At 66.0% G+C, this 21,883-nt stretch carries 27 protein-coding genes (1 of these 27 only partly in view); 9 read left to right on the forward strand and 18 right to left on the reverse strand.

What is annotated here, in order from left to right; all coding sequences use genetic code 11:
* Window positions 1-5: 5 nt before the first annotated feature.
* Window positions 6-671 (reverse strand): DUF1223 domain-containing protein, encoded by a 666-nt coding sequence (locus tag AC1DR6_RS14485; protein ID WP_476829937.1) that lies wholly within the window; start codon window positions 669-671, stop codon window positions 6-8.
* Between AC1DR6_RS14485 and AC1DR6_RS14490 the strand changes: the two genes are divergently transcribed.
* Window positions 648-851, forward strand: a complete 204-nt coding sequence (locus tag AC1DR6_RS14490; RefSeq protein ID WP_476829938.1) for a hypothetical protein — start codon at window positions 648-650, stop codon at window positions 849-851. The genes AC1DR6_RS14485 and AC1DR6_RS14490 overlap by 24 nt on opposite strands.
* Here AC1DR6_RS14490 and AC1DR6_RS14495 read toward each other — a convergent pair.
* The 10 genes from AC1DR6_RS14495 to acnA form a co-directional block, all read right to left on the reverse strand.
* Window positions 838-1,821, reverse strand: coding sequence for a lipid A biosynthesis lauroyl acyltransferase (locus AC1DR6_RS14495; protein WP_476829939.1), 984 nt, complete (start codon window positions 1,819-1,821; stop codon window positions 838-840). The genes AC1DR6_RS14490 and AC1DR6_RS14495 overlap by 14 nt on opposite strands.
* 101 nt (window positions 1,822-1,922) lie before the next feature.
* Window positions 1,923-2,945: a zinc-binding dehydrogenase gene (locus AC1DR6_RS14500; protein WP_476829940.1), complete on the reverse strand. Its 1,023-nt coding sequence runs from the start codon at window positions 2,943-2,945 to the stop codon at window positions 1,923-1,925.
* Between the two features lie 17 nt (window positions 2,946-2,962).
* A complete protein-coding gene (locus AC1DR6_RS14505) occupies window positions 2,963-3,247 on the reverse strand; it encodes a type II toxin-antitoxin system RelE/ParE family toxin (RefSeq protein ID WP_476829941.1) in 285 nt (94 codons plus the stop codon).
* A gap of 6 nt (window positions 3,248-3,253) precedes the next feature.
* Window positions 3,254-3,487 (reverse strand): CopG family ribbon-helix-helix protein, encoded by a 234-nt coding sequence (locus AC1DR6_RS14510; protein ID WP_476829942.1) that lies wholly within the window; start codon window positions 3,485-3,487, stop codon window positions 3,254-3,256.
* 55 nt (window positions 3,488-3,542) lie between these two features.
* A complete protein-coding gene (locus AC1DR6_RS14515; RefSeq protein ID WP_476829943.1) occupies window positions 3,543-4,289 on the reverse strand; it encodes an SDR family NAD(P)-dependent oxidoreductase in 747 nt (248 codons plus the stop codon).
* Between the two features lie 13 nt (window positions 4,290-4,302).
* Window positions 4,303-5,583: a beta-ketoacyl-ACP synthase gene (locus tag AC1DR6_RS14520; protein ID WP_476829944.1), complete on the reverse strand. Its 1,281-nt coding sequence runs from the start codon at window positions 5,581-5,583 to the stop codon at window positions 4,303-4,305.
* Between the two features lie 11 nt (window positions 5,584-5,594).
* Window positions 5,595-6,734 (reverse strand): beta-ketoacyl-ACP synthase, encoded by a 1,140-nt coding sequence (locus AC1DR6_RS14525; RefSeq protein ID WP_476829945.1) that lies wholly within the window; start codon window positions 6,732-6,734, stop codon window positions 5,595-5,597.
* Window positions 6,731-7,195: a 3-hydroxyacyl-ACP dehydratase FabZ family protein gene (locus AC1DR6_RS14530; protein ID WP_476829946.1), complete on the reverse strand. Its 465-nt coding sequence runs from the start codon at window positions 7,193-7,195 to the stop codon at window positions 6,731-6,733. Before AC1DR6_RS14530 ends, AC1DR6_RS14525 begins: the two co-directional genes overlap by 4 nt.
* Before the next feature lie 129 nt (window positions 7,196-7,324).
* Window positions 7,325-7,606: an acyl carrier protein gene (locus AC1DR6_RS14535; RefSeq protein WP_476829947.1), complete on the reverse strand. Its 282-nt coding sequence runs from the start codon at window positions 7,604-7,606 to the stop codon at window positions 7,325-7,327.
* A gap of 258 nt (window positions 7,607-7,864) precedes the next feature.
* Window positions 7,865-10,564 carry an aconitate hydratase AcnA gene (gene acnA / locus AC1DR6_RS14540; RefSeq protein WP_476829948.1) on the reverse strand — a complete coding sequence of 900 codons (2,700 nt, stop codon included), beginning with the start codon at window positions 10,562-10,564 and terminating at the stop codon, window positions 7,865-7,867.
* Between the two features lie 242 nt (window positions 10,565-10,806).
* On the opposite strand from acnA, the gene ccmA reads away from it, so the two are divergent.
* The 5 genes from ccmA to AC1DR6_RS14565 all read left to right on the forward strand — a co-directional run bounded on the left by ccmA (window position 10,807) and on the right by AC1DR6_RS14565 (window position 13,747).
* Window positions 10,807-11,403 (forward strand): heme ABC exporter ATP-binding protein CcmA, encoded by a 597-nt coding sequence (gene ccmA / locus AC1DR6_RS14545; protein ID WP_476829981.1) that lies wholly within the window; start codon window positions 10,807-10,809, stop codon window positions 11,401-11,403.
* Entirely contained in the window at window positions 11,400-12,068 is a 669-nt protein-coding gene (gene ccmB, locus AC1DR6_RS14550; protein WP_476829949.1) for a heme exporter protein CcmB, read from the forward strand. The genes ccmA and ccmB overlap by 4 nt, the downstream gene beginning before the upstream one ends.
* A 130-nt stretch (window positions 12,069-12,198) precedes the next feature.
* Window positions 12,199-12,960, forward strand: a complete 762-nt coding sequence (locus AC1DR6_RS14555; protein ID WP_476829950.1) for a heme ABC transporter permease — start codon at window positions 12,199-12,201, stop codon at window positions 12,958-12,960.
* Window positions 12,957-13,142 carry a heme exporter protein CcmD gene (ccmD, locus tag AC1DR6_RS14560; protein WP_476829951.1) on the forward strand — a complete coding sequence of 62 codons (186 nt, stop codon included), beginning with the start codon at window positions 12,957-12,959 and terminating at the stop codon, window positions 13,140-13,142. The genes AC1DR6_RS14555 and ccmD overlap by 4 nt, the downstream gene beginning before the upstream one ends.
* Window positions 13,139-13,747 (forward strand): DsbE family thiol:disulfide interchange protein, encoded by a 609-nt coding sequence (locus AC1DR6_RS14565; RefSeq protein ID WP_476829952.1) that lies wholly within the window; start codon window positions 13,139-13,141, stop codon window positions 13,745-13,747. The genes ccmD and AC1DR6_RS14565 overlap by 4 nt, the downstream gene beginning before the upstream one ends.
* A 129-nt stretch (window positions 13,748-13,876) precedes the next feature.
* Here the strand turns inward: AC1DR6_RS14565 and purQ are convergent, their stop codons facing one another.
* The 4 genes from purQ to purC all read right to left on the reverse strand — a co-directional run bounded on the left by purQ (window position 13,877) and on the right by purC (window position 16,341).
* Window positions 13,877-14,569: a phosphoribosylformylglycinamidine synthase subunit PurQ gene (gene purQ / locus AC1DR6_RS14570; protein WP_476829953.1), complete on the reverse strand. Its 693-nt coding sequence runs from the start codon at window positions 14,567-14,569 to the stop codon at window positions 13,877-13,879.
* A 4-nt stretch (window positions 14,570-14,573) separates the two neighbouring features.
* Window positions 14,574-14,816, reverse strand: coding sequence for a phosphoribosylformylglycinamidine synthase subunit PurS (gene purS, locus AC1DR6_RS14575; RefSeq protein ID WP_476829954.1), 243 nt, complete (start codon window positions 14,814-14,816; stop codon window positions 14,574-14,576).
* 83 nt (window positions 14,817-14,899) lie between these two features.
* On the reverse strand, window positions 14,900-15,505 hold the full coding sequence (locus tag AC1DR6_RS14580; RefSeq protein ID WP_476829955.1) for a hypothetical protein: 606 nt from the start codon (window positions 15,503-15,505) through the stop codon (window positions 14,900-14,902).
* Between the two features lie 41 nt (window positions 15,506-15,546).
* Window positions 15,547-16,341: a phosphoribosylaminoimidazolesuccinocarboxamide synthase gene (purC, locus tag AC1DR6_RS14585; RefSeq protein WP_476829956.1), complete on the reverse strand. Its 795-nt coding sequence runs from the start codon at window positions 16,339-16,341 to the stop codon at window positions 15,547-15,549.
* A gap of 272 nt (window positions 16,342-16,613) precedes the next feature.
* Here purC and AC1DR6_RS14590 point away from each other — a divergent pair, with 272 nt between their 5' ends.
* Entirely contained in the window at window positions 16,614-16,937 is a 324-nt protein-coding gene (locus AC1DR6_RS14590; RefSeq protein ID WP_476829957.1) for a DUF1476 domain-containing protein, read from the forward strand.
* Between the two features lie 131 nt (window positions 16,938-17,068).
* Window positions 17,069-17,848 (forward strand): HpcH/HpaI aldolase family protein, encoded by a 780-nt coding sequence (locus AC1DR6_RS14595; protein ID WP_476829958.1) that lies wholly within the window; start codon window positions 17,069-17,071, stop codon window positions 17,846-17,848.
* 15 nt (window positions 17,849-17,863) lie between these two features.
* Here AC1DR6_RS14595 and AC1DR6_RS14600 read toward each other — a convergent pair whose 3' ends face one another.
* The gene (locus AC1DR6_RS14600) at window positions 17,864-18,508 is read right to left on the reverse strand and encodes a DNA-3-methyladenine glycosylase family protein (protein ID WP_476829959.1); all 645 of its coding nucleotides are present in this window, start codon (window positions 18,506-18,508) and stop codon (window positions 17,864-17,866) included.
* 94 nt (window positions 18,509-18,602) lie between these two features.
* Here AC1DR6_RS14600 and gluQRS point away from each other — a divergent pair, with 94 nt between their 5' ends.
* A complete protein-coding gene (gene gluQRS, locus AC1DR6_RS14605) occupies window positions 18,603-19,502 on the forward strand; it encodes a tRNA glutamyl-Q(34) synthetase GluQRS (protein ID WP_476829960.1) in 900 nt (299 codons plus the stop codon).
* On the opposite strand, the gene AC1DR6_RS14610 is transcribed toward gluQRS, so the two are convergent.
* Complete coding sequence (locus tag AC1DR6_RS14610) at window positions 19,499-20,416, reverse strand: AEC family transporter (protein ID WP_476829961.1); 918 nt, start codon at window positions 20,414-20,416, stop codon at window positions 19,499-19,501. The two genes, gluQRS and AC1DR6_RS14610, sit on opposite strands and share 4 nt — an antisense overlap.
* 122 nt (window positions 20,417-20,538) lie before the next feature.
* Window positions 20,539-21,883 carry the 3' portion of a peptidoglycan DD-metalloendopeptidase family protein gene (locus tag AC1DR6_RS14615; protein ID WP_476829962.1) on the reverse strand. It continues 677 nt past the right edge of the window, so the window shows 1,345 of its 2,022 coding nt (coding positions 678-2,022); the start codon falls outside the window, past its right edge; the stop codon is at window positions 20,539-20,541.

A 21,883-nucleotide genomic window follows, 5' to 3' on the forward strand; every position in this document is an offset into this window, starting at 1 on the left:
GCGTTTCAGGGCGCAGACTTGCCGCGCGCGGCTCCCAGGACCGGACCCGGCATCATGCCGTATTTTCCGGGCTGATCTGCCTGCACGACAACGACATAGCCGTCGGCGTCGGGGGCCTGGGCGGTGGCAAGCGGCACGGTGAGCGTGGTGTCCTTACCCGTCCAGTCGCCCACACGCACCATCCCACGCACCACATTCGTGTATGACAGCGTCTTGCCCTGATTTTCGCCGCGCGTGACCGGCACAGTCGCATGGCGGGATATCGGCAGCACCCAGATGCCGGCGGTGCGATCGGCAGCCACGCCGGATGGGGCGACCGATACGACAAGATTGCCAGCCTCCTCCTTCAACGCGATATGAGCCTCGAAGCCGGATGGTGCGATCTGGCGCACGGCCTTCTCGATCTCGTCCTTATCCGAGCCGACGAGATGGGCGGTGCCGTTGACCACGACCTGGGGCGTGTAGACCTGACCGTCGCCGCGGGCCTTGGCATAGAACTTCTGGCGCTTGGCGAAGGCGTCCTTGCCGAGCGTGTCCTTCCAGCCAAGATAATCCCAATACGTCACCGGCAGCGTTAGTGCGATCAGCTCCGGATTCTTGGAGAGTTCGACCACCAGCGCATCGGCGGGCGGGCAAGACGAGCAGCCTTGGCTGGTGAAAAGCTCGATCATCGCACGCGGCTCCTTCGTCGCCGGCTGCGCCTGAGCACCCGCAAGGCCCAGACCAAGGGCCGCGATCGTCAAGGTGAGGTGGCGTCGACCGAGGTGCATGGCCTCACTCTGGTTCGAAAGGGTTGGTTCGAGGTTACCAAAGCCTTGGCTCACCTCAATATGGAAATCACGTTGCCTTGAAGACCGGCACGGTCGCGTGGCCGTGATCGAAGGCGGCCATCGCGTCCGCCGCAATCATGTTCGGCCGCCAGCGCCGGTGCATCCAGAGCCATTGCTCGGGATATTCCCGCACCCAGCCCTCGACCACCGCAGTCATCATGGCCATCGCGCCGCGCACGTCGATCTCGCCGGCGGCGTCGCGCGGCAGGTCGAGCGGAGGCGTCAGCGCGATGCGGAAACGGCGGTTCGGCAGGCGGATGACGCGCACGCCATGCACGGGGCATTCGAAGCGGCGCGCGAACTTGCCAAGGATCGGGTTGGTCAGCGCCGGCCGGCCCAGAAACGGCACCACCACGCCGCGCGTGAAATGCTGGTCGATCAGCATGCCGAGATGACCGCCCCGCTCCAGCACGCCCTGCATCGCGAAAGCCGCGCCCTGCTTGGCGGCGGCGAGCCCCCCCATCGCGCCGGAGCGGATCTCGTGGACGACCGCGGCGATGGCGGGGTCGTTGGGCGCGCGGAACACGGCGGTCGTCTCAAGACCATAGGTCGCGGCGCAGATCGCCGGCAGCTCCCAATTGGCGAGATGGGCCGAGAAGATCAGGCCGGGCTTGTCGTCGTCCTTGAGCGCGATGAAGTGCTCGATGCCGGTCACCTCGACGCGAGTGGGCCTGTCGGGGTGGTGATAATCATAGTCGAACAGCGTCTTGAGATGGGCGTATTCGGCCGCGACACGGCCGAGATTTTCCCAGGCCGCGCGGGCGATGCGCCGGACTTCGGGCTCAGGCATCTCGGGAAAGGTCGCGCGAATATTGGCAAGCGCGACACGGTTGACCGGGATCAGCGGGCTCGCCGTCCTCAACAGCCAGCCTCCGAGATCGCTGGAACGATCCGGCCCGAGAAGGCGCAGGATTCCGAACAGCGCGCGGATCGTGCCGATCGTGACCGCCGCGCCGATGCGCGTGGCGAGTACCTTGGCTTGTCTCAACACGGTCCGGTTAATCCCATAATGCTCGCGCCGGGAGCAAAACCGGGCCTGAGAGGCGCGATCTGAGGCAGGAACGCGCTGGCGTCAAGGCCATGGCCCGACTCTCAGAACGCGATCACGACCTTGCCGAAGACCTTCCGGCCTTCGATGCGGGCGAGGCCCTGCTCGAATTCGCCGAGCGGGAACACCGAATCGATCACCGGTTTCATCCCGCCGGCCATCTTCTCCAGCGATTGGGCAATGTTCTCCATGCGGCACCCGAACGAGCCGGTGATACGATATTGCTGCTGGAAGAGCTGCATCAGGTTCAGCGAGGCCGACGGCCCGGAGGTCGCCCCGCAGGTGACGAGCCGGCCGCCGCGCTTCAGACACAGCAACGAGCCGTTCCAGGTGTCGGCACCGACATGCTCGAACACGACATCGACGCCCTTGCGACCGGTCAGCTTGCGGACGACACCCTCGAAGCGGTCCTCGCGATAGTTGATGACGTGGTCGGCGCCGAGCGCCTTGGCCTTGGCGCCCTTCTCGTCGTCGCCGACCGTCGTATAGACGGTGCAGCCGATCGCCTTCGCCATCAGGATCGCGGCGGTGCCGATGCCGGAGCCGCCGGCGTGGATCAGCACGGATTCGCCCGGTCCCAGCTTCGCATTGTCGAACAGCATGTGCTGAACAGTGCCGAAGCCGATCGGTGCGCAAGCCGCATCCTCGAAGGAGACCCCCTTCGGCGCCTTGATCGTGAGACGGGCGGGGCGGTTGAGCAACTCGCGGGCGAAGCCGTCGATATGGAAGCCCATGATGCCGGCGACGTTTTCGCAAAGATTGTCGCGACCTTCGCGGCAAGCCTTGCACTGGCCGCAGGTGTCGGCGCCATAGGCGGTGACGGTATCGCCCGGCGCAAATCCGGTTACGCCCTCGCCGACACAGACGATCTCGCCCGCCGCCTCCACGCCGGCCGCCTGCGGCATCTTGCGCTTGGCGAAGGCCATGCCGCGAAAGCCCCAGAGGTCGAGGTAGTTAAGCCCGACCGCCCTGATACGGATCTGCACCTCGCCGGGAGCGGGCGGCGGCGGCGGCTCGATCTCCTCGAGACGGAGGTCGCGGTCGCCATGGAGTTGGAGGGAACGCATGAGGATTTCGAAATCTTTCAGAACGTGCCGGGGAATGACCGGGAGGTATGGAATACAGCGAGAATTTCGACGCGGCCGTCCCTGACACGATAGGGAAGGATGTAGGGTGCGCCGGCCAGGACAAGTTCGCGCGTCCCGTGCTCACGCCCGGGCCGCCCAATCTCGGGATGGCCGGCCAGCACCTCTGCACGGCTTTCGATCATCGATACCAGGGCAGATGCGGCGGCGCGGCTGTCGCCTGCGACATACGCGAAAATCTCATCGATTTCTCGCAAGGCGCGTCGTGTCCAGACGATCTTCACGATCGATCAGGCTCGATACTTTGCAAATACTGCTTCCACTTCGGCATCGGTCGCAAACTCGCCTCGATCGGCTTCCGCTATCCCGGCCTTGACCTGCTCGATTTGCCAAGCATTGAGCGCCACATAATCTTCGATCGCTTTCGTCGCGAGCCAGTTGCGCGACCGATCGCTATCGGCGGCCAGCGCATCGAGCTTGGCCAGCATCGCGTCGTCGAGGCGGATGGTGAAGGCTGCCGTCATTTCGGTTCACTCCGGTTCGGAGCGAACCTTAGCACGGGAGCCTGCGCCCGTCGATTCAGCGATGGACGCCGAGCTGCGCGGTAACGCCGCCGTCGACCGGCAGGACCGTGCCAGTGATGTAGGCTGCAGGCTCGCTCATCAGGAAAGCAGCGAGGCCGGCGACCTCTTCTGGTCTGGCGAAGCGGCCGGCCGGGATCTGCGCCTGCATCTTGTTGCGATAGGCGGCGTAGGGTGCCATCATGTCGGTGTCGACGAAGCCCGGCGCGATGACGTTGACGGCGATGCCGCGCCTGGCGGTCTCGACCGCCAGCGTTCTGGCATAAGAGATCAGCGCGCCCTTGGTTGCGGCATAAGCGGCATTGCCGGGATTGCCGCGCAGCGCCGCGACGGAGCCGATCGCGACGATGCGGCCGGCGCGCGCGCGGATCATGCTGCGCATCAGGGTTTTGGCGAGGCGGGTGAAGGCCCAGAAATTGACCTGCATCGCGGCTTCCGCCTTGTCCTGGTCGAGCATCGCCGCCAGCGCGTCGTAGGGCTGGCCGGCATTGTGGACAAGGCCGAAATAGGCCTCCTCCTCGCGCTCCGCGCAGAACGCATCGAGGGCCGTTTTGTCGGACAGATCGAGCGGCAGCGCGGTGACCGAGCGACCGGGATGGGATGAGGCGACCTCGGCGGCGAGCGCCTTCGCCTGATCGGCCGAGGAGCGGAACGTGAAGTCGACATCGTGCCCGGCACCTGCGAGCGCGCGCACGATCGCCGCGCCGACGCCCTTGGCGCCGCCGGTGACCAGAACCTTTGTCACGCGATCACTCCGGTCATGCTGCCTCCGGCGGCGCGGTCAGCACCAGGCAGGTGTTCTGGCCGCCGAAACCGAAGGAGTTGGAAATCACCGTCCGCACGTTGGCCTTGCGGGCCTCGTTCGGCACCACGTCGAGCGCGATGGCCGGGTCGGGATTGGCGTAGTTGATCGTCGGCGGGATCATGCCGTTGGCGATGGTCAGGAACGAGATCACCGCCTCGACCGCGCCGGCAGCCGTCAACGTGTGGCCGATCATCGACTTGTTCGAGGAGATCGGCAGGCTTGCCATGCGCTCGCCGAAGACGGCGGCGCAACTCATCGCCTCCATCTTGTCGTTCTCCGGCGTCGAGGTGCCGTGGGCGTTGACGTAGTCGACATCGTCGGGGATGAGCCCCGCATCGGCGAGCGCGTCCTGCATGGCGAGGATCGCGGGTTTTCCGTCCGGACTGGAACGGGTGCGATGGAATCCGTCGCCGCGCTCGCCGCAGCCGGCGACGATGCCGAGGATGGTCGCGCCGCGCGCCAGCGCGTGGTCGTAATCCTCCAGCACCAGTGCTCCGGCGCCCTCTCCCATGACGAAGCCGTCGCGGTTCTTCGAGAAGGGCTTCGAGGCGCCCTCGGGGGGATCATTGTGCGTCGACAGGGCCGAGAGCAGGGAAAAGCGGATCAGCGCCTCGGCATGGATCGATCCATCCGTGCCGACGCAGAGCGCGGCTTGGGTCTCGCCACGCCGGATCGCCTCGACGCCCATCTGGATCGCGGTTGCGCCCGAGGAGCAGGCAGTCGAGAGCGAAATCGGCGAGCCCTGCGTGCCGAAGCGATCGGCAATATGATCGGCGACGGTGCCGAACAGGAACATCTCGTGCATCGCCGCGAATTTCTTCGAAGCTGCAGCACGCAGCAGGCCGTCATAGTCGACGTCGCCCTCGAAGGTCCGGGCCAGCTCCTGCTTTTGCGGCCATTCCATCTCGACGGGCGGCACCGCCATGAACAGCTCGCCCGGGAAAGCGCCGGGTTCGCCGAGGTTGCTCTGGCTGACCGCCTCTTCCGCCGCCAGCGTCGCCAGCTTTTCGGAGAGTTGCGGGGCGCTGAAGGGTTCATCGAACAGGAAATCGACGGTGCCGCCGATTTTGGTGCGCAGGCCTTCTGTCGGAAAGCGCTTGATCGCATGGATGCCGGATCGGCCGGCCGTCAGCGCCTGCCAGTTCACATCCTTGCCCTGGCCGAGCGAGGTGACGATGCCCAGGCCGGTGACAGCGACCAGCGGGCGGCCTTTTGTGTCGCGATGCGTGCTCATGGCCTGACCTTTCACGCTTGGACCAGGCGGGCGGCGCCTTCGCCGCGCCAATGGCCGGCGCCGGTGACGATCGCGTCCTGCGCCTGCCCGGTCGAGATGGCGATGGCGGCCAGCGCGACCGAGACCGGGAAGGCGGCTTCGAGCGCATGGCCGACGAGATCGCCCGTGGCGATGCGCCTGGCCGACGGAGCGGCTTTGGCGAGCGCGGCGGCTTCTTCGGTCGTGATGCCGGCGCAACCGGTCGCGGCCGAGATGGCGAGCGTCGCGGCGCCGCCGAGTTCGCCGACCAGGCCGGTCAGCGCCGTCTCGACGCTGCCCGCCTGACGTTTGCCGTGGCTGGCCCCGACGGGGCCGAGCCTTGCGTGGATTTTGGCGCCGCGCGCCTTGGCGCGCTCGGCCGACTCCAGCACAAGGAAGGCGCCGGCGCTGCCCGAGATCAGGCCGGGTGCGCCATCGCGAGCGAAGACCGGGGCGAAATCGCCCTGACGCAGGAACCCGCCCAGTTCCAGCAGGAGCAGCATGTCGCGACGTTGGGCGTTATAGGCGCCGCCGACGAGCATCAGGTCGGATTGACCGGCGGCAATGCGGGCCTGGGCAATGCGGATCGCGTCGACGCCGGCCTGTTCCTCGCCCATGAAGGTGCGGGAGGGACCGGTGATGCCGTGCACGATGCCGATGTTACCGGCCAGAAGATTGGACAGCTGCGCTAGGAAGAGCGTGGGGCGCAGGTCGCCCGTCAGCCGCTCGTTGAGATAGGCGCCGGGGTCGTCGGCCCCGCGCAGGCCGGTGAGGATGGCGGAGTCGACGGCATGGTCGCGCTCGCCGCCGCCCGCCGCCACGATGACCTGCAGCGTGCTCTTGGCCTCGGTGTCGTCCTTCAAGCCGGCGGAGTCGAGGGCGAGGCCGGCGGCGTAGACGCCGAGACGCTGCCAGGGCTCCATCTGCCGCTGGTCGGATTTCTTCGGGATCTGCCTGTCCAGTTCCAGCGTCGCAAGAGGGTGCACCGGATAGGGTTTGAAGCCGTCGGCATCGACGACCGGCGCGGCACCAGTGGCGAGCGCTGCCGCATGGGCTTCGATGCCCTCGCCGAGCGAGGAGGCGATACCGATGCCGGTGACGACCACATCGCGGTTGTTGTGGACGCTGGTCATGGCGCAGGCTCCGGCTTCAAGCCGATTGCCGCGATGCGGCTCTCCATCAAGCTGCGCATATCGGCGGGAAAGGGCATCAGGCGGAAGCGTAGCTGCGCGTCGCAGATCGGCTTGCCGCCGCTGGAGAGCTTCGCCTTGGTTGCGGCATAGCCCGAGCCTTCGATGACGATTTCGGCCTCGGCTTCGAGCTCGGCGCCTGGTTCGACGAAGGTGCGGAAGCGGGCCTTGTCGACGGTCATCAGGAAGGGCATCTGCGACAGCCCGTTCATGCCGAGCACCAGAAAGCCCGAAGCCTGCGCCATCGTCTCGGTCAGCAGAACGCCGGGAACGATCGGGTGGCCGGGAAAATGGCCCTCGAAGACCGGGCTTTCGCTCGGCACCGTGGAGCGCGTGACGATGCGCTTCAGCGACGGATCGAAGGTCGTGACCGCGTCGATCATGTCGAAATATTCGAGGCGCATGCGGTCCTTGCTCTGCTGTAGCGCCGGAACGACGCAAAGCCGCGGCACGGATCGAACGATCCGCAGCGCGGTTTCATGCTCTATCGGGAGCGGGGCGCCGGCTCAAGTCCGGCGGCTACGGCGATGTCGTCACGCCTTCTTGGCGGCGACCAGCTCGTCGATGCGCTTGCAGAGATTCTCGAGCACGAAATACTGCTCGGCGGGCGCCTTGCCCTCGTTGACTTCCTGCGTCCACTGCTCGAGCGGCAGCTTGATGCCGAAGGCCTTGTCGATCGCGAAGGCGATATCGAGGAATGCGAGCGAATCGATGCCGAGATCGTCAATGGCATGGCTTTCCGGCGTGATCTTCTCACGCGGAATATCGCAGGTCTCCGAAATGATACCGGCGACCGTCTCAAACGTGGCGGACATGCGGGTGCTCCCGTCTTGAAGGATTTCGGCGGGCGGCATCCGGACGCCGGACCTCATGGTCCCGCGTCTGCCCCAAGCCTCCGCCGTGGATGACTGTAGCGCCCCCTTACACCGCGAGCCGTCCCAGGACAACTGCGGGTCGGGTGCTACGGAGGCCGTCATGGTCGGGCTTGACCCGACCATCTCGTAAACCAGCCCATTCGGCATGAGATTCCCGGGTCCGCGCGGTGCGCGGCCCGGGAATGACGTGCGTGTGTTTCAGGCAGCCAGACCGCGCAGCACATATTGCAGGATGCCGGCGTTCTTGAAGTAGTCGATCTCGTCCAGCGTATCGATGCGGCAGAGGATCGGCACGGTCTTCATGGTGCCGTCGGCATAGGTGATCTCGGCCTCCATCATCTGGCGCGGCTTGACCGTCGCCAGACCCTTGATCGAGACCATCTCGTCGCCCTTCAGGTCGAGCGAGGCCCAGCTCGTGCCCTCCTGCAAGGTGAAGGGCACGACGCCCATGCCGACCAGGTTCGAGCGATGGATGCGCTCGAAGCTCTGGGCGATCACCGCCTTGACGCCGAGCAGGTTGGTGCCCTTGGCAGCCCAATCGCGCGAGGAGCCGTTGCCGTATTCGACGCCGGCGAAAACCACCAACGGCACGCTCTCCTGGCGATACTTCATCGCCGCGTCGTAGATCGGCAGTTCTTCCTTGCTGGGGTAGTGGATGGTGTAGCCGCCCTCGCGCCCGTTCGGGCCGAGCATGTGGTTGCGGATGCGGATATTGGCGAAGGTGCCGCGCATCATGACTTCATGGTTGCCGCGGCGCGTGCCGTACTGATTGAAGTCCGCCACCGCGACGCCATGCTCGGAGAGATAGGCGCCGGCGGGCGAGGCCGCCTTGATCGAACCGGCCGGGGAAATGTGATCGGTGGTGATCTTGTCGCCGAACAGGCCGAGGATGCGGGCGCCCGCGATATCGGAGATCGCGCCCGGCTTCTGCTGCATGCCCTGAAAATAGGGCGGGTTCTGCACATAGGTCGAATCGTCGTCCCAGGCATAGGTCTCCGAGGTCGGCGCATTCACCGCCTGCCAATGCTCGTCGCCCTTGAAGACGTCGGCGTATTTCGCCTCGAAGATGGCGCGGGTGACGTTCTGCTGGATGAAGTCCTGGATCTCCTTGTTGGAGGGCCAGATGTCCTTGAGATAAACGTCGCGGCCGTCGGAGCCCTGGCCGAGGGGCTGCGTGGTCAGGTCCATCTGGACCGAGCCCGCCAGCGCATAGGCGACGACCAGCGGAGGCGAGGCGAGGTAGTTCGCCTGCACGTCCGGCGAGACGCGTCCCTCGAAATTGCGGTTGCCGGAGATGACGGCGCCCGCGATCAGGCCCTTCTCGTTGATCGTCTTCGAGATCGGCGCCGGCAGCGGGCCGGAATTGCCGATGCAGGTGGTGCAGCCGAAGCCGACGAGATTGAACCCGAGCGCATCGAGGTCCTTCTGCAGACCGGCCTTGGCAAGGTATTCAGCCACAACCTGCGAGCCGGGCGCCAGCGAGGTCTTGACCCACGGCTTGACCTTGAGGCCTTTCGCCACCGCGTTGCGGGCGAGCAGGCCGGCGGCCATCAGCACAGAAGGGTTCGAGGTGTTGGTGCAGGAGGTGATCGCGGCGATGACCACGTCGCCGTGGCCGAGATCGAAATCCTCGCCCTCGACTTCGACGCGACGGGAGAGCTCGCCGCCCTTCTTGTAGTCGGTCTCCATCGCGCTGGCGAAGGCGGTCTTGACGGCCGAGAGATCGACGCGGCCTTCGGGGCGCTTCGGGCCGGCCATGGAAGGCTGAACCGTCGAGAGATCGAGTTCGAGCGTGTCGGTGAAGACCGGATCGGTGGTCTCACGCGTCGCGAACAGGCCTTGCGCCTTGCTGTAAGCCTCGACCAGCGCGATCCGCTCCGATGTGCGGCCGGTGGTGGTGAGATAATCTATCGTCTCGGAATCGACCGGGAAGAAGCCGCAGGTCGCGCCGTATTCCGGGCCCATATTGGCGATGGTGGCGCGGTCGGCCAGCGTCAGGTTGTAGAGGCCCGGGCCGAAGAACTCGACGAACTTGCCGACGACGCCCTTCTTGCGCAGCATCTGCGTAACGGTGAGCACGAGGTCGGTGGCGGTGATGCCTTCCTTGAGCGAGCCGGTCAGCTTGAAGCCGATGACCTCGGGCAGCAGCATCGACTGCGGCTGGCCGAGCATGGCGGCTTCCGCCTCGATGCCGCCGACGCCCCAGCCGAGCACGGAGAGGCCGTTGACCATGGTGGTGTGCGAATCGGTGCCGACGACGGTGTCGGGATAGGCCACCTCGACCTCGGCCCCATCGATCGTCTCGCGACGGGTCCAGACGGTCTGGGCGAGGTATTCGAGATTGACCTGGTGGCAGATGCCGGTGCCGGGGGGCACGACGCGGAAATTATCGAAGGCCTGCTGGCCCCATTTCAGGAACTTGTAGCGCTCCTGATTGCGCTCGTATTCGAGCTCGACGTTCTGGGCGAGCGCCCTGGGCGTGCCGAACTCATCGACGATCACGGAATGGTCGATGACGAGATCGACCGGCACCAGCGGGTTGATCTTCTGGGCATCGCCGCCCAGGGCCTTCACGCCGTCGCGCATCGCGGCGAGGTCGACCACCGCCGGTACGCCGGTAAAGTCCTGCATCAGCACGCGGGCGGGGCGGAAGCCGATCTCCTTGCCGGCCTTGCCCTTGTCGTCGAGCCAGCCGACGAAATTCTCGATGTCCGACTTGGTGACAGAGCGCCCGTCCTCGTTGCGCAGTAGGTTCTCCAGCAGGACCTTCATCGAGAAGGGCAGCTTCGAGATCCCGGGCAGGCCGTTCTTTTCGGCGTCGGGGAGGGAATAATAGGTGTAGCTCTTGCCGCCGACGTCGAGCGTCTTGCGGGCCTTGAATGAATCGAGCGAAGCCATGGCGGCACATCCTGATTGAGGGGTTGCGGTCACGAAAGACGTGCTCTTGCGAAGCCTGCCGTTCGAAGGCCTAATGCGCATGACGCGCGCGCCGCCTCGGGAGTGCCCGAGCCCCGCGCCGGATCGGCGTGCGGCGTAGCCGCGGGTTCTATAGAGCAATTCCAGGAAGCGCGCTACATGAACGAAAACGGGTCGAGCATTCCGGCGGCAGCGCGCTCTTGAGTTCAGGATTTTCTCCCGATCTGCGGCTTTTCGCCGAGGATCTTGCCTGTCGTCGCGGCGGCCGGGTGATCTTCGAGGGTGTGAACCTGTCATTGCGAGCGGGTGAAGCCGTGTCGCTGACCGGGCGCAACGGCGCCGGCAAGTCGAGTCTCATCGCCATGCTGTGCGGAAGGCTGCGACCGGACGCGGGGCGGTGCGGGGTCGAGGGCGCCGAGGATGCCGAACTTGCGGAACTCTGCCATCTCGTCGGCCATCGCGACGGATTGAAGACTGCCCTGAGCGCGCAGGAAAACCTCGCCTTCGCCCAGGCGGTGCTGGGCAGCCCTTCCGCGACGCCTTCGGAGGCGCTGGCGAGCGTCGGGTTGAGCCATGCGGCGACGCTGCCGGTGGGTTATCTCTCGGCCGGCCAGCGGCGTCGCGTCGCGCTGGCCCGGCTGCTGGTGGCTGATCGGCCATTCTGGCTGCTGGACGAGCCGATGGCGGCTCTGGATGCTGGGTCGCAAGCGATGCTGACAGGCCTGATGCGCGTGCATTTGAGCCGGGGCGGAGCAATCCTTGCCGCAACGCATGGATCGCTCGGACTGGACGGGGCGCGTGAATTGCGGATCGGACCGTGACCGGTGCGTTTCTCGCCATCCTTAAACGCGATCTGGTGCTGGCGGCGCGGGCCGGCGGCGGGGGCGAGCTGGCGCTCGTCTTCTTCCTGACGATCGTGGTGCTGGTGCCTTTCGCGCTCGGGCCCGATCTCAATCTGCTCTCGCGCATCGGCCCGGCGATCCTGTGGCTGGGTGCGCTGCTTTCGGTGCTGATCGGGCTCGACCGGCTTTTTCAGGCAGACGAGGAGGATGGCTCGCTCGACCTGCTACGTGCTTCCCCGCTCCCACTGGAAGCCGTCGTGCTCGCCAAGGGCCTCGCCCATTGGCTGACCACCGGCTTGCCGCTGGCGCTGGCCACGCCGCTGCTTGGCCTGCTGGTGGCTCTGCCGGGCGAAAGCGTCCTGCCCCTGGTCGCGACGCTTCTCGTCGGCACGCCGGCCTTGAGTTTCATCGGCGCTGTCGGGGCTGCGGTCGCCGCAAGCCTGCGGCGCGGCGGGTTGATCGTGCCGGTGCTGGTGGCGCCGCTGACGATTCCCGTGCTGATCTTCGGCGTTTCGGCCGCAAATGCCGCGCTGGGCGGGACAGTGCCGTTCCGCACACCTTTCCTGATCCTCGCTGGCCTGTCGCTCGCGGCGGTCGCGATGGGCACGATCGCGGCCGCCGCCGCGTTGCGATCCACCGAATGAAGCGGTTCCCCTATCGGGCCGTTCGCCCATCCGTGATGTCGCAGCCGGCCGGGGCGGATTGCTTGGAACCTGTCCACATTGCTAAAGCAGCGCACGCACCCTTGCCGCAAGGACGCCTTCGACGACGCTCATGGCCAGCCTGATCGACCTCGCCAACCCGACGCGCTTCATGCGCTTTTCCGCCGCGCTGCTGCCCTGGCTCTCGGTGGTGGCGGTGGCATTGCTCGTCGTCGGCTTCTATCTGGCGTGGTTTTCGGCGCCGCCGGACTACCAGCAGGGCGAGACCATCCGCATCCTGTTCGTGCATGTACCGGCCGCCTGGCTGGCGATGATGTTCTACACAATGATGGCGCTCTCGGCGCTCGGCACACTGGTCTGGCGCCACCCTCTCGCCGATGTCGCGCAGAAGGCCGCCGCACCGATCGGGGCCTGCTTTTCCCTGATCTGCCTGATCACCGGAGCGCTCTGGGGCAAGCCGATGTGGGGCACTTATTGGGTGTGGGATGCGCGGCTGACCTCGGTGCTGGTACTGTTCCTGATCTATCTCGGCATCACCGCGCTGTGGCGCGTGCTGGACGAACCGTCGCGGGCCGGGCGAGCGGTCGCGATCCTGACGCTGGTCGGTTTCGTCAACGTGCCGATCATCAAGTTTTCGGTCGATTGGTGGAATACGCTGCACCAGCCGGCTTCCGTCTTCCGCATGGGCGGCTCGACCATCGACGGCTCGATGCTGTGGCCGCTTCTGATCCTCGCCGCCGGTTTCACGCTGTTCGCGCTGATGCTGCACATGGTGGCGATGCGGGCCGAGATCATGCGCCGGCGCGTGCGCACGCTGACGATCATGGAAGCAGAGCGGCTTGACCGGCTGGCCGCGCAGGGCTTGCCGGCATGAGCGCCTTGCTCGAACGCCTCGGGCCGCATGCCGACTATATCCTCGGCTCCTACGCGRCCGTCGCGGTCATCCTTGTGGGGCTGACAACCTCGATCCTGCGCGACCATGCCGCGCAGAAGAAGGCGCTGGCTGCGCTGGAAGAGCGTGGAGCGGGCCGCCGCTCCGGCCGGAGCCTTTCGTGAGCCCCGCCGAGCCCGATCATGGCGATCCGGCGCCGCCGCGCCGCTCGCCCCTGGTTTTTCTGATCCCGCTGATCCTGTTCGTGGGACTGGCGATCATCTTTGGTATCGGATTGTTCTCGGGCGATACGAGCCGCGTGCCCTCGGCGCTGATCGGCAAGACGGCGCCGGCGATCGCGCTGGCTCCGGTCGAGGGATTGGTGCGGGAGGGGCAGGCGGTGCCGGCCTTCGGCAATGCCGATCTCGGCCGAGGCCGCGCCACGCTCGTCAACGTGTTTGCGAGCTGGTGCGCGCCCTGCAAGGTCGAGCATCCCGTGCTGATGGGCATCGCGCAGTCGGATGCGGTGCGGCAGGGCAAGGTTGCGCTGGTCGGGATGAACTACAAGGACGAGGCCGAGAATGCTCGCCGTTTCCTTGGCGCACTTGGAAACCCTTTTTCAGCGGTCGGGGCCGATCAAGCGGGCCGGTCGGCGATCGAATGGGGCGTCTATGGCGTGCCCGAGACGTTTCTGGTCGGGCCGGACGGGCGCATCCTCGACAAGCATGTCGGCCCGCTCGATCAAGCGGCGGCAGGGCGGCTGCTGCAAAGGGCGTTGAAGGGAAGCTGAGACTTCCGGATGCTCCACGTTATTGCGAGGAGCAAAGCGACGAAGCATTCCGGAGGACTGGATCGAACGGTTGCAACCCAGTCTCCCTGGATTGCTTCGCTACGCTCGCAATGACGAAAGTGGCCTTGTTCAAGCCGCCTTGGCCGAGACCAGGCTCTCGAACAGACCGCGTCCATCCGTGCCGCCGACCAGCGAGTCGATCAGGTTTTCGGGGTGCGGCATCAGCCCGAGCACGTTGAAGCCGGGCGAATAGATGCCGGCGATGTTGTTGAGCGAGCCGTTGGGGTTCGCCTCGGGCGTGACCTCGCCTCGCTCATCGGCATAGCGGAAGGCGACGAGGCCTTCGCCTTCGAGCCGCGCCAAAGTCTCGGCATCGGCGATGTAATTGCCCTCGCCATGGGCGATGCAGACATCGATCGCCTGCCCCTGGGCGTAGCGGCTGGTATAGGGCGTGTCGTTGCGTTCGATCTTGAGATGTTGGCGCTTGCAGACGAACTTCAGATGGGCGTTGCGCACCAGGATGCCCGGCAGAAGCCCCGCTTCGCAGGCGATCTGGAAACCGTTGCAGATCCCCAGCACATAACCGCCGCGCGCGGCATGGGCGCGTGTCGCGTCCATGATGTGGGCACGGCCGGCGATGGCGCCGGTGCGCAGGTAATCGCCATAGGAAAATCCGCCGGGCAGCACCACGAGGTCGGTCCCGGCGGGCAGCTCGCTATCGGCGTGCCAGACATGGGAGACTTCGGCACCGGCTTGGCTCAGGGCCTTGGCGACGTCGCCGTCGCGGTTGGAGCCGGGAAAGGTGATGACGGCGGCCTTCATGGCGTCAGGCTCCGATCTCGACGCGGTAATTCTCGATCACCGTGTTGGCCAGGAGCTTGTCGCAGGCGGCCTTCAGCGCGCTCTCGGCGGAGACCTTGTCGGACCCGGACAGTTCGATGTCGAAGACCTTGCCCTGACGGACGGACTCGACGCCGGCGATACCGAGCGACTTCAGCGCGCCCTCGATCGCCTTGCCCTGCGGATCGAGCACGCCGGTCTTCAGGGTGACGGTGACGCGGGCTTTCATGAGGTTCTCCGGGGCGGGCGTGATTGCGCTGCCTTAACGGGGAATCAGGGTTGGCTCAACCGCTTCCGGTGGTTTCACGTGAATCAGCGGCTGCGCCAGGCGGCCTGCGCATCCTGCGTGGCGGCTTGCGCCTCGTCGCTGACGCCGAGCGCCACGACGAGCCTGTCGTTTTGCCACCCGTAGAGAATCGCTGTCACGCCCTGGCGCGAGTTCCTGGTCTTGGACGAGGTCTCGGCCTTGGAGCGGATCGTGACGAGAACGCCCTTGGCGTCGGGGCCGTCCAGACGGGCATAGGCGGTGCTGCTCTGCCCGGCCGTCGAAGGCATGGGCTTGCGGCCGGCACTGCGGCGGGCTTGTGCTCGCTCGGCCGCCTTGTCGCCCGCCAGCCGGGAAAAGGAGCGGGCCAATTCGGCCGGGTTTTCCGAGAGCGCCTGCTCCATACGGCGGCCCTGCTCTCCCTGGAAGGACACGAGCGCCGCGAAACCCGGACGCGTGCAGGTCTCGCGGGGACAGAAGACCATGGCCTTGGCTTCGAGCCCATCGTTCAGGACCCAGGCGCCGATAGGCAGCGGCTGCCAGCCGGCCGAGGCCGGCAGGTCGGAGATGCTGTCGCCGAAATCGCCGGCGCAGGAGGCCAGCAGCAGGGCGCAGGAAACCAGCAGGGCCGGAATGCGAAAGCGGGAGCGCATGCACTCCCGCTTGATCGTCGATCGTGTCAAGCGAAAGGCGCTCACTGCACCAGGCGCGGGCCGCTCTGGCCGGGATTCTCGTTCTCGCCGAGGATGCCGAGGCGGCGCGCGACCTCGGAATAGGCCTCGATCAGCCCGCCCAGATCGCGACGGAAGCGGTCCTTGTCGAGCTTGTCCTTGGTGCGGACATCCCAGAGCCGGCAGGAATCGGGGCTGATCTCGTCGGCGACGACAATGCGCATCATTTCGCCTTCCCAGAGCCGGCCGGTTTCCATTTTGAAGTCGACCAGACGGATACCGGCGCCCAGAAACAGCCCGGAGAGGAAGTCGTTGACGCGGATGGCGAGCGCCATGACGTCGTCGATCTCCTGCGGCGTCGCCCAGCCGAAGGCGGTGATGTGCTCTTCCGAGACCATCGGGTTCTTGAGCGCTTCGTTCTTGTAGTAGAACTCGATGATCGAACGCGGCAGCTGCGTGCCTTCCTCCAGCCCGAGACGCTCGGAGAGGGAGCCGGCGGCGATGTTGCGCACCACCACCTCGAGCGGAATGATCTCGACCTCGCGGATGAGCTGCTCGCGCATGTTCAGCCGGCGGATGAAATGCGTGGGGACGCCGATATCGTTCAGGTTGGAGAAGATGTGCTCGGAAATGCGGTTGTTGAGCACGCCCTTGCCGTCGATGACTTCGTGCTTCTTCGCGTTGAAGGCGGTCGCGTCGTCCTTGAAATGCTGGATCAGCGTACCGGGCTCCGGTCCTTCATAAAGGACCTTCGCCTTGCCTTCGTAGATGCGACGGCGGCGATTCATGGGGATGTACCGTGGCTTGAGGAAATCCAAAGGTCGGCCCTTCTCTGGACGCGATGCGATCGCGGCGGGATCTTGGCCCCAGATAACACCGGCTTCGTGCCGGTTTTGAGCTTTCGCGCCTGATGGCGCGCATAGGCTGCTATATGGCGCCTCTCGCTCGCAAACGCAACAAACAGGGGCGGGAACCCGCTTGGCAGCGGCAAACCGGCGGCCGGCGAGGTTCACGGTGGCTGATGCGGACAAGGCACCCTATATGGAGAGCACGACGCCATTTTCAGCCCCTTACAGGAGCCAGACGCCGCATGACCACCTTCGAACAGCGCAAGGATGCCTACGAGAACGAGTTCGCCCATGACGAGGACCTGCGCTTCAAGGCCAGTGCGCGGCGCAACAAGCTGCTCGGGCTGTGGGCCGCTGAAAAGCTCGGCAAGTCGGGGGCGGATGCGGAGGCCTATGCCAAATCGGTCGTCATAGCCGATTTCGAGGAAGCCGGAGACGAAGACGTGCTGCGCAAGGTCAAGAACGATTTCACGCTGGCGAGCCTGCCCGTGCCGGAGCCGGAAATCCGCCGCGTGATGACCGAACTCCTCATCAGGGCGGCCGACGAGGTTCAAGCCGGGCGCTGAGCGCCGCAGCCGACGCAGGGCGAGAATGAAACGGGCGCATGGGCGCCCGTTTGCTTTTTAGGCCCTTGCCGGTCCAACCTCCGGCCACCCGCCGGACCATCTAAGGCGGGGGTCTTTGAGGGAAACGCATCATGGTCAAGCCCACCGTCCTGTCCTCGCTCGCCGGGCGCTTCGCGCGGGGCGAGACCGTCGTCTCGGCCTGGTGCGGCCTGCCGGATGTCTCCACGGCGGCCATCCTGGCGCAGGAGGGCTTCGACGCCGTGACCCTCGACATGCAACACGGCCCGATGACGCTGGGCGACGCGATCCGCGCGATCCCGCTCGTCAACGCCGCCGGCAAGCCCGCCATCGCGCGCATTCCCGTCGGAGAGTTCCAGAACGTCTCGAAGCTGTTCGATTCGGGTGCTTCAGGCGTGATCGCGCCTATGATCAACACCATGGACGATGCGCGTACCTTCGCGGCCTACGCCAAATATCCCCCGATGGGCGAGCGCAGCTGGGGCAGCTATGGCGGGCTCGGCGCGTCGGGCCTCGATCCCAACACCTATCTCAAGGAAGCGAATAGCTTCTCGGTCTCGTTTGCGATGATCGAGACGCGCGAGGCCATGGCGATCCTGGACGACATCCTGGCGCTGGATGGGATCGACGCGGTCTTCGTCGGCCCCTCCGATCTGTCGATCGCGCTCTTCGACGGCAAGCGGATCGATGCCACCGCGCCCGAGGTCGACGAGGCGATCAAGCACATCGTTGCGCGTGCCTCCGCGGTCAACAAGCCGGTGGCGGTCTACGCGCCTTCGGCAGAGCGGGCCAAGGCCGCGCTCGATCTCGGCGCGCGTATGGTGACGGTGATGAGCGATACCGCGATGCTGCGGACGGCGGCGCAGACGGCGCTCAAGATCGTGCGAGCTTAGGGACTGCTCTCGCTTTTAGGCGTCGATGCCCTCGCGTCGCTTCAGAACGGCGTAATAGGCCCAGAGCAGACGGACGGCGACCCCGCGCCAGGGTCGCCAGGCCTCGGCCATGGCGGCCAGCTCGGCCGCTTTCGGCCGGGCCGCCAGACCGAAAGCGTGGCGCGCCGCCTCCTGCACCGCGAGATCGCCGGCCGCGAAGCCGTCGCGATGACCGAGGCAGAAGAGCAGATAGACATCGGCGCTCCAGGGTCCGATGCCGGGAATGGCGGTCAGTGCGGCGTGAACCTCCTCTGCCGTCATCTCCGCCAGCGCTTCGAAGACGAGCCGTTTTTCAACCAGCGCGGTCGCCAATGCCAGCAAGGCGCGCTGTTTGGGTCGGGAGAGGCCGGACAGGCGCATGTCGTCATCGCTCGCGGCCAGAAGCCGCTCCGGCGTCAGCGGCACGAAGACGCGCTCGAAGCGGGTCCAGACGGCTCGCGCGCTTGCGACCGAAAGCTGCTGCGACACGATGATGCTCGACATGCCGAGCAGGCCGCCCTCGCGCAGCCGCAACGGCGGCAAACCGGTCCGGCCGATCAGCGTTTCCCAATGGGGATGAATCGCCGCAAGCGCAGTCATCCCTGCCTGAAGATCGGCATCACCGGTGATTCGAAGCGTCATCGTCGCTTGCATAGTTGCCATATGACCGCGATCGGTCAGGAGAGCGAGCCGGCGCCAACAGCCGCTTGAGACGGGACGGAGCCAAGACCGAACGATGTCCGCCGATACACCCGTTCTCTGCCGTCCGATCTTCCGCTTCGCGCCGAGCCCGAACGGACGGCTGCATCTCGGCCATGCCTTGTCGGCGCTGACCAACGAGACCCTGGCCCGCAATCTCGGTGGATCCCTGCTGCTTCGGATCGAGGACATCGATGGGACGCGCGGTCGGCCCGAATTCATCGAGGGCATCATTGAGGATCTCGACTGGCTCGGGATCCGGTTCGACGGAGCCGTGCGGCGTCAATCGGAGCATTTCGAGGATTATCGGCGCGCGCTCACATCTTTGCAGGCACGCGGGCTGATCTATCCCTGTTTCTGCTCGCGGCAGGCGATCCGCAGGCAGGTGACCGCCTTCGAGGAGGCAGGCGGGCCGGCGCGGGGGCGCGATCCGGACGGGGCGCCGCTCTACCCCGGAGGCTGCCGGCTGCTGTCCCCATCCGAGGCAGGCTGCCGCGTCGCCGCGGGCGAACCGCATGTGCTGCGCCTCGACATGGCGTGCGCCCTGGCGGGGATCGATGGAGAACTCGGCTATCGGAGTTTCGATGGCGAAGCCGAAAGCTCCGTCGCGGTCGATCCGCTGCGTTGGGGCGATGTGGTGCTCGCGCGCAAGGACGTGCCGACCAGCTATCACCTCGCGGTGGTGGTCGACGATGCCCAACAGGGGGTCACGCATGTCGTGCGGGGTCAGGATCTCGAAGCGGCGACCGATATCCATGTCGTGCTGCAGCGGCTGCTCGGGTTGCCGACGCCGCTTTATCAGTTTCATCGCCTGCTGCTGGACGAGGGTGGCCAAAAGCTTGCCAAGAGCCGGGGGTCACGCAGCCTTGCCGAGTTCCGCGCCGCCGGAGAAACGCCGTCGTCGATCCGCCGCCGGCTCGGCTTCACCTCCGACTAGCCTACGCCGAGGAAGGTCAGCCATCCCGCCGTGGTGAACAGCGAAAACAGTGTCGACAGCGTGATCGCGCTGGACGCATCCGCGACGCCCTGGCGGTAGCGCTCGGCGAAGAGATAGGCGTTGATGCCGCAAGGGCAGGCTGCGAACAGCACAGCGACGCCTGACCAGTGCGCCGGCATCTCGAACACTTTCGTGGCCAGCCAGAAAACAAGGAAAGGGTGCAGCCCGAGCTTGAGCGCGCTCAGGATCGTCGGCAGGGCCAAGCCCGATTCCAGTCCGTAGCGCCGCATCGCGATGCCCAGGCTGATCAGCGCGCAAGGCACGGCGGCACCTGCCAGCAGATCGACGATCGTCCAGAAGGGCTGCGGAACCTGCCCGATATAAGGCCTTATGGCCGAGCCGAGCAGGATGCCGATGATGATCGGGTGGCCGAACAGGCGCCGGACCAGCATCAGGACCGAGGTCGAGCGGCCTTCCGCCAGCAGCGTCGCCATCGTCATCGTCACCGGCAGATGGACCGCGAGCAGCAGGCCGAGCGGCACGGCGCCCGCATCGCCATAGGCCTTCAGGATCATCGGAATGCCGACGAAGACCGTGTTCGACTGCGCCGCCGCGAAGCCCGACACCACAAGCTCGGGTCCTTTACGCGCGAAGAAGCGGCTGGCCACGAGCATGGCCAGCGCCCAGACGACGGCCAGCCCGGAGAAATAGGCAATCCAGTAGCCCCAGGGCTGGCTGTCGGGGATGTCGGCCTTGGCCAGCGTGCGGAAGAGCAGACAGGGCACCGCCAGCACGAAGACGAAATCGGACAGGCCTTCGCCCGTCGTCTCGCGCAGCAGCCGCGTCCAGCGGGCGAGATAACCAAGGCCGATCAGCCCGAAGACGGGCAGGACGACGAAGAGCGAGGCGAGCATGGCGGCCAGGGACCCGCGCTGTGGATGCCGGTGGAAACGTTCCTCTCCGCGGTGTCGTTTCACACCGTGATTGTCAACCGTCGGATGCAGGCATGACAGTTCATGCTCGCTCCGTCATGCGCTCAACGCAGCTGTGCGACCTGTCCGCCGGCCTTTTCGATCAGGCCGCGAACCTCGTCGCGCTGGCGCTTGAATTCGGCGAGCATGGTGCCCTGCAATTCGCGGCCGCGCGGCACGCGGATCTTGAGCGGATTGACGAAATTGCCGTTGACGAGAACCTCGTAATGCAGATGCGGGCCGGTCGCGAGGCCGGTCGCGCCGAGATACCCGATGACCTGGCCCTGGCGAACCTTGGCGCCGGGCACGATGCCGGGCGCGAAGTTCGACTGGTGCGAATAGGTCGTGACATAGCCGTTGGCGTGCTGGATTTCGGTGTGCTTGCCGTAACCCGATGACCAGCCGGCCTTGAGCACCGTGCCGTTGCCTGCGGCCAGGATAGGCGTGCCGATGCGATTGGCCCAGTCGATCCCGGTATGCATCTTCGAATAGCGCAGGATCGGATGGTAGCGCATGCCGAAGCCGGAACGCAGCTCGCCCTCGGCGATCGGCTTGCGCAGCAGGAACTTCTTCAGCGATTTCCCGTCATCGTCGAAATAGTCGATCAGCCCGTCTTCCGGCGACTGGTAGCGGAAGACACGGCGCGTCTCGCCATTGACCGTCAGGCTGGCCGACAGGATCTCCGACCGTTCGCCCTCTTCCTCCTCGGTGAAAATCACCTCCAGATTGTCGCCGCCATGGACGCGCTGCTGGAAGTCGAGATCATAGGAGAAGATGCGCACGAGGTCGTCGACGAGCGGACGCGGGAGATCGTGCCGGGCCGCCGTCTCGTAAAGACTTTCGTAGAGCCGCGTGCCGCCCTCGGTGTCCTCGTCATCATCCCCCTCGGAATTCCGCCGCGGGTTGCGCTGCTGGCCGGCGGCATCCTGCTGAGGGATGTTGACGGCGACGAAGACGCCCTTGTCGTTCATCGCTACGGTGCCGTCCGGCTGGCCATTGGCCAACATCGAGACGCGCATGATCTGGCGTGGGTCACCGGGCTTGGGACCGGGCGCATAGAGCACCTGCAGCACCTGGCCGTCCGGCAAGGCCGAGGTTTTCACGCGGTTGCCGAAGGCGCCGAGCATGGCGCGGATCTGGTCAGGGGCCGCGCCGGCGCCGCGCAATGTCTGCTCGAAATTCTCCCCGCGCTTCGCCAGAATCAGCTTGTCCTCGACCAAGGGCTCACGGGAGGCCGGGATCGGGGTCTTGAGGGCATTGGTGACATTCTCGGGCACGACCCTCACTTCGATGCCCGAGAAGCGCGTTTCGCTCGGGGGCGCGTAGCCGAGAATATCGCCGGTCATCGCCGCGGCTCCGGTCAAGGTCCGGCTCAGCATCAGCTGCGGCGCGATCGGCAGGCTGCGCTGG

This window comes from Allobosea sp. P5_A5 (assembly GCF_056400625.1).

What these genes read in the sequence shown, in the direction of transcription:
- AC1DR6_RS14485 (WP_476829937.1), bottom strand. Translation starts at nt 671, where the DNA reads ATGATCGAGCTTTTCACCAGCCAAGGCTGCTCGTCTTGCCCGCCCGCC.
- AC1DR6_RS14500 (WP_476829940.1), bottom strand. Translation starts at nt 2,945, where the DNA reads ATGCGTTCCCTCCAACTCCATGGCGACCGCGACCTCCGTCTCGAGGAG.
- AC1DR6_RS14510 (WP_476829942.1), bottom strand. Translation starts at nt 3,487, where the DNA reads ATGACGGCAGCCTTCACCATCCGCCTCGACGACGCGATGCTGGCCAAG.
- AC1DR6_RS14520 (WP_476829944.1), bottom strand. Translation starts at nt 5,583, where the DNA reads ATGAGCACGCATCGCGACACAAAAGGCCGCCCGCTGGTCGCTGTCACC.
- AC1DR6_RS14525 (WP_476829945.1), bottom strand. Translation starts at nt 6,734, where the DNA reads ATGACCAGCGTCCACAACAACCGCGATGTGGTCGTCACCGGCATCGGT.
- AC1DR6_RS14530 (WP_476829946.1), bottom strand. Translation starts at nt 7,195, where the DNA reads ATGCGCCTCGAATATTTCGACATGATCGACGCGGTCACGACCTTCGAT.
- AC1DR6_RS14535 (WP_476829947.1), bottom strand. Translation starts at nt 7,606, where the DNA reads ATGTCCGCCACGTTTGAGACGGTCGCCGGTATCATTTCGGAGACCTGC.
- acnA (WP_476829948.1), bottom strand. Translation starts at nt 10,564, where the DNA reads ATGGCTTCGCTCGATTCATTCAAGGCCCGCAAGACGCTCGACGTCGGC.
- AC1DR6_RS14555 (WP_476829950.1), top strand. Translation starts at nt 12,199, where the DNA reads ATGGCCAGCCTGATCGACCTCGCCAACCCGACGCGCTTCATGCGCTTT.
- purQ (WP_476829953.1), bottom strand. Translation starts at nt 14,569, where the DNA reads ATGAAGGCCGCCGTCATCACCTTTCCCGGCTCCAACCGCGACGGCGAC.
- purS (WP_476829954.1), bottom strand. Translation starts at nt 14,816, where the DNA reads ATGAAAGCCCGCGTCACCGTCACCCTGAAGACCGGCGTGCTCGATCCG.
- AC1DR6_RS14580 (WP_476829955.1), bottom strand. Translation starts at nt 15,505, where the DNA reads ATGCGCTCCCGCTTTCGCATTCCGGCCCTGCTGGTTTCCTGCGCCCTG.
- AC1DR6_RS14590 (WP_476829957.1), top strand. Translation starts at nt 16,614, where the DNA reads ATGACCACCTTCGAACAGCGCAAGGATGCCTACGAGAACGAGTTCGCC.
- AC1DR6_RS14595 (WP_476829958.1), top strand. Translation starts at nt 17,069, where the DNA reads ATGGTCAAGCCCACCGTCCTGTCCTCGCTCGCCGGGCGCTTCGCGCGG.
- AC1DR6_RS14600 (WP_476829959.1), bottom strand. Translation starts at nt 18,508, where the DNA reads ATGACGCTTCGAATCACCGGTGATGCCGATCTTCAGGCAGGGATGACT.
- gluQRS (WP_476829960.1), top strand. Translation starts at nt 18,603, where the DNA reads ATGTCCGCCGATACACCCGTTCTCTGCCGTCCGATCTTCCGCTTCGCG.
- AC1DR6_RS14610 (WP_476829961.1), bottom strand. Translation starts at nt 20,416, where the DNA reads ATGCTCGCCTCGCTCTTCGTCGTCCTGCCCGTCTTCGGGCTGATCGGC.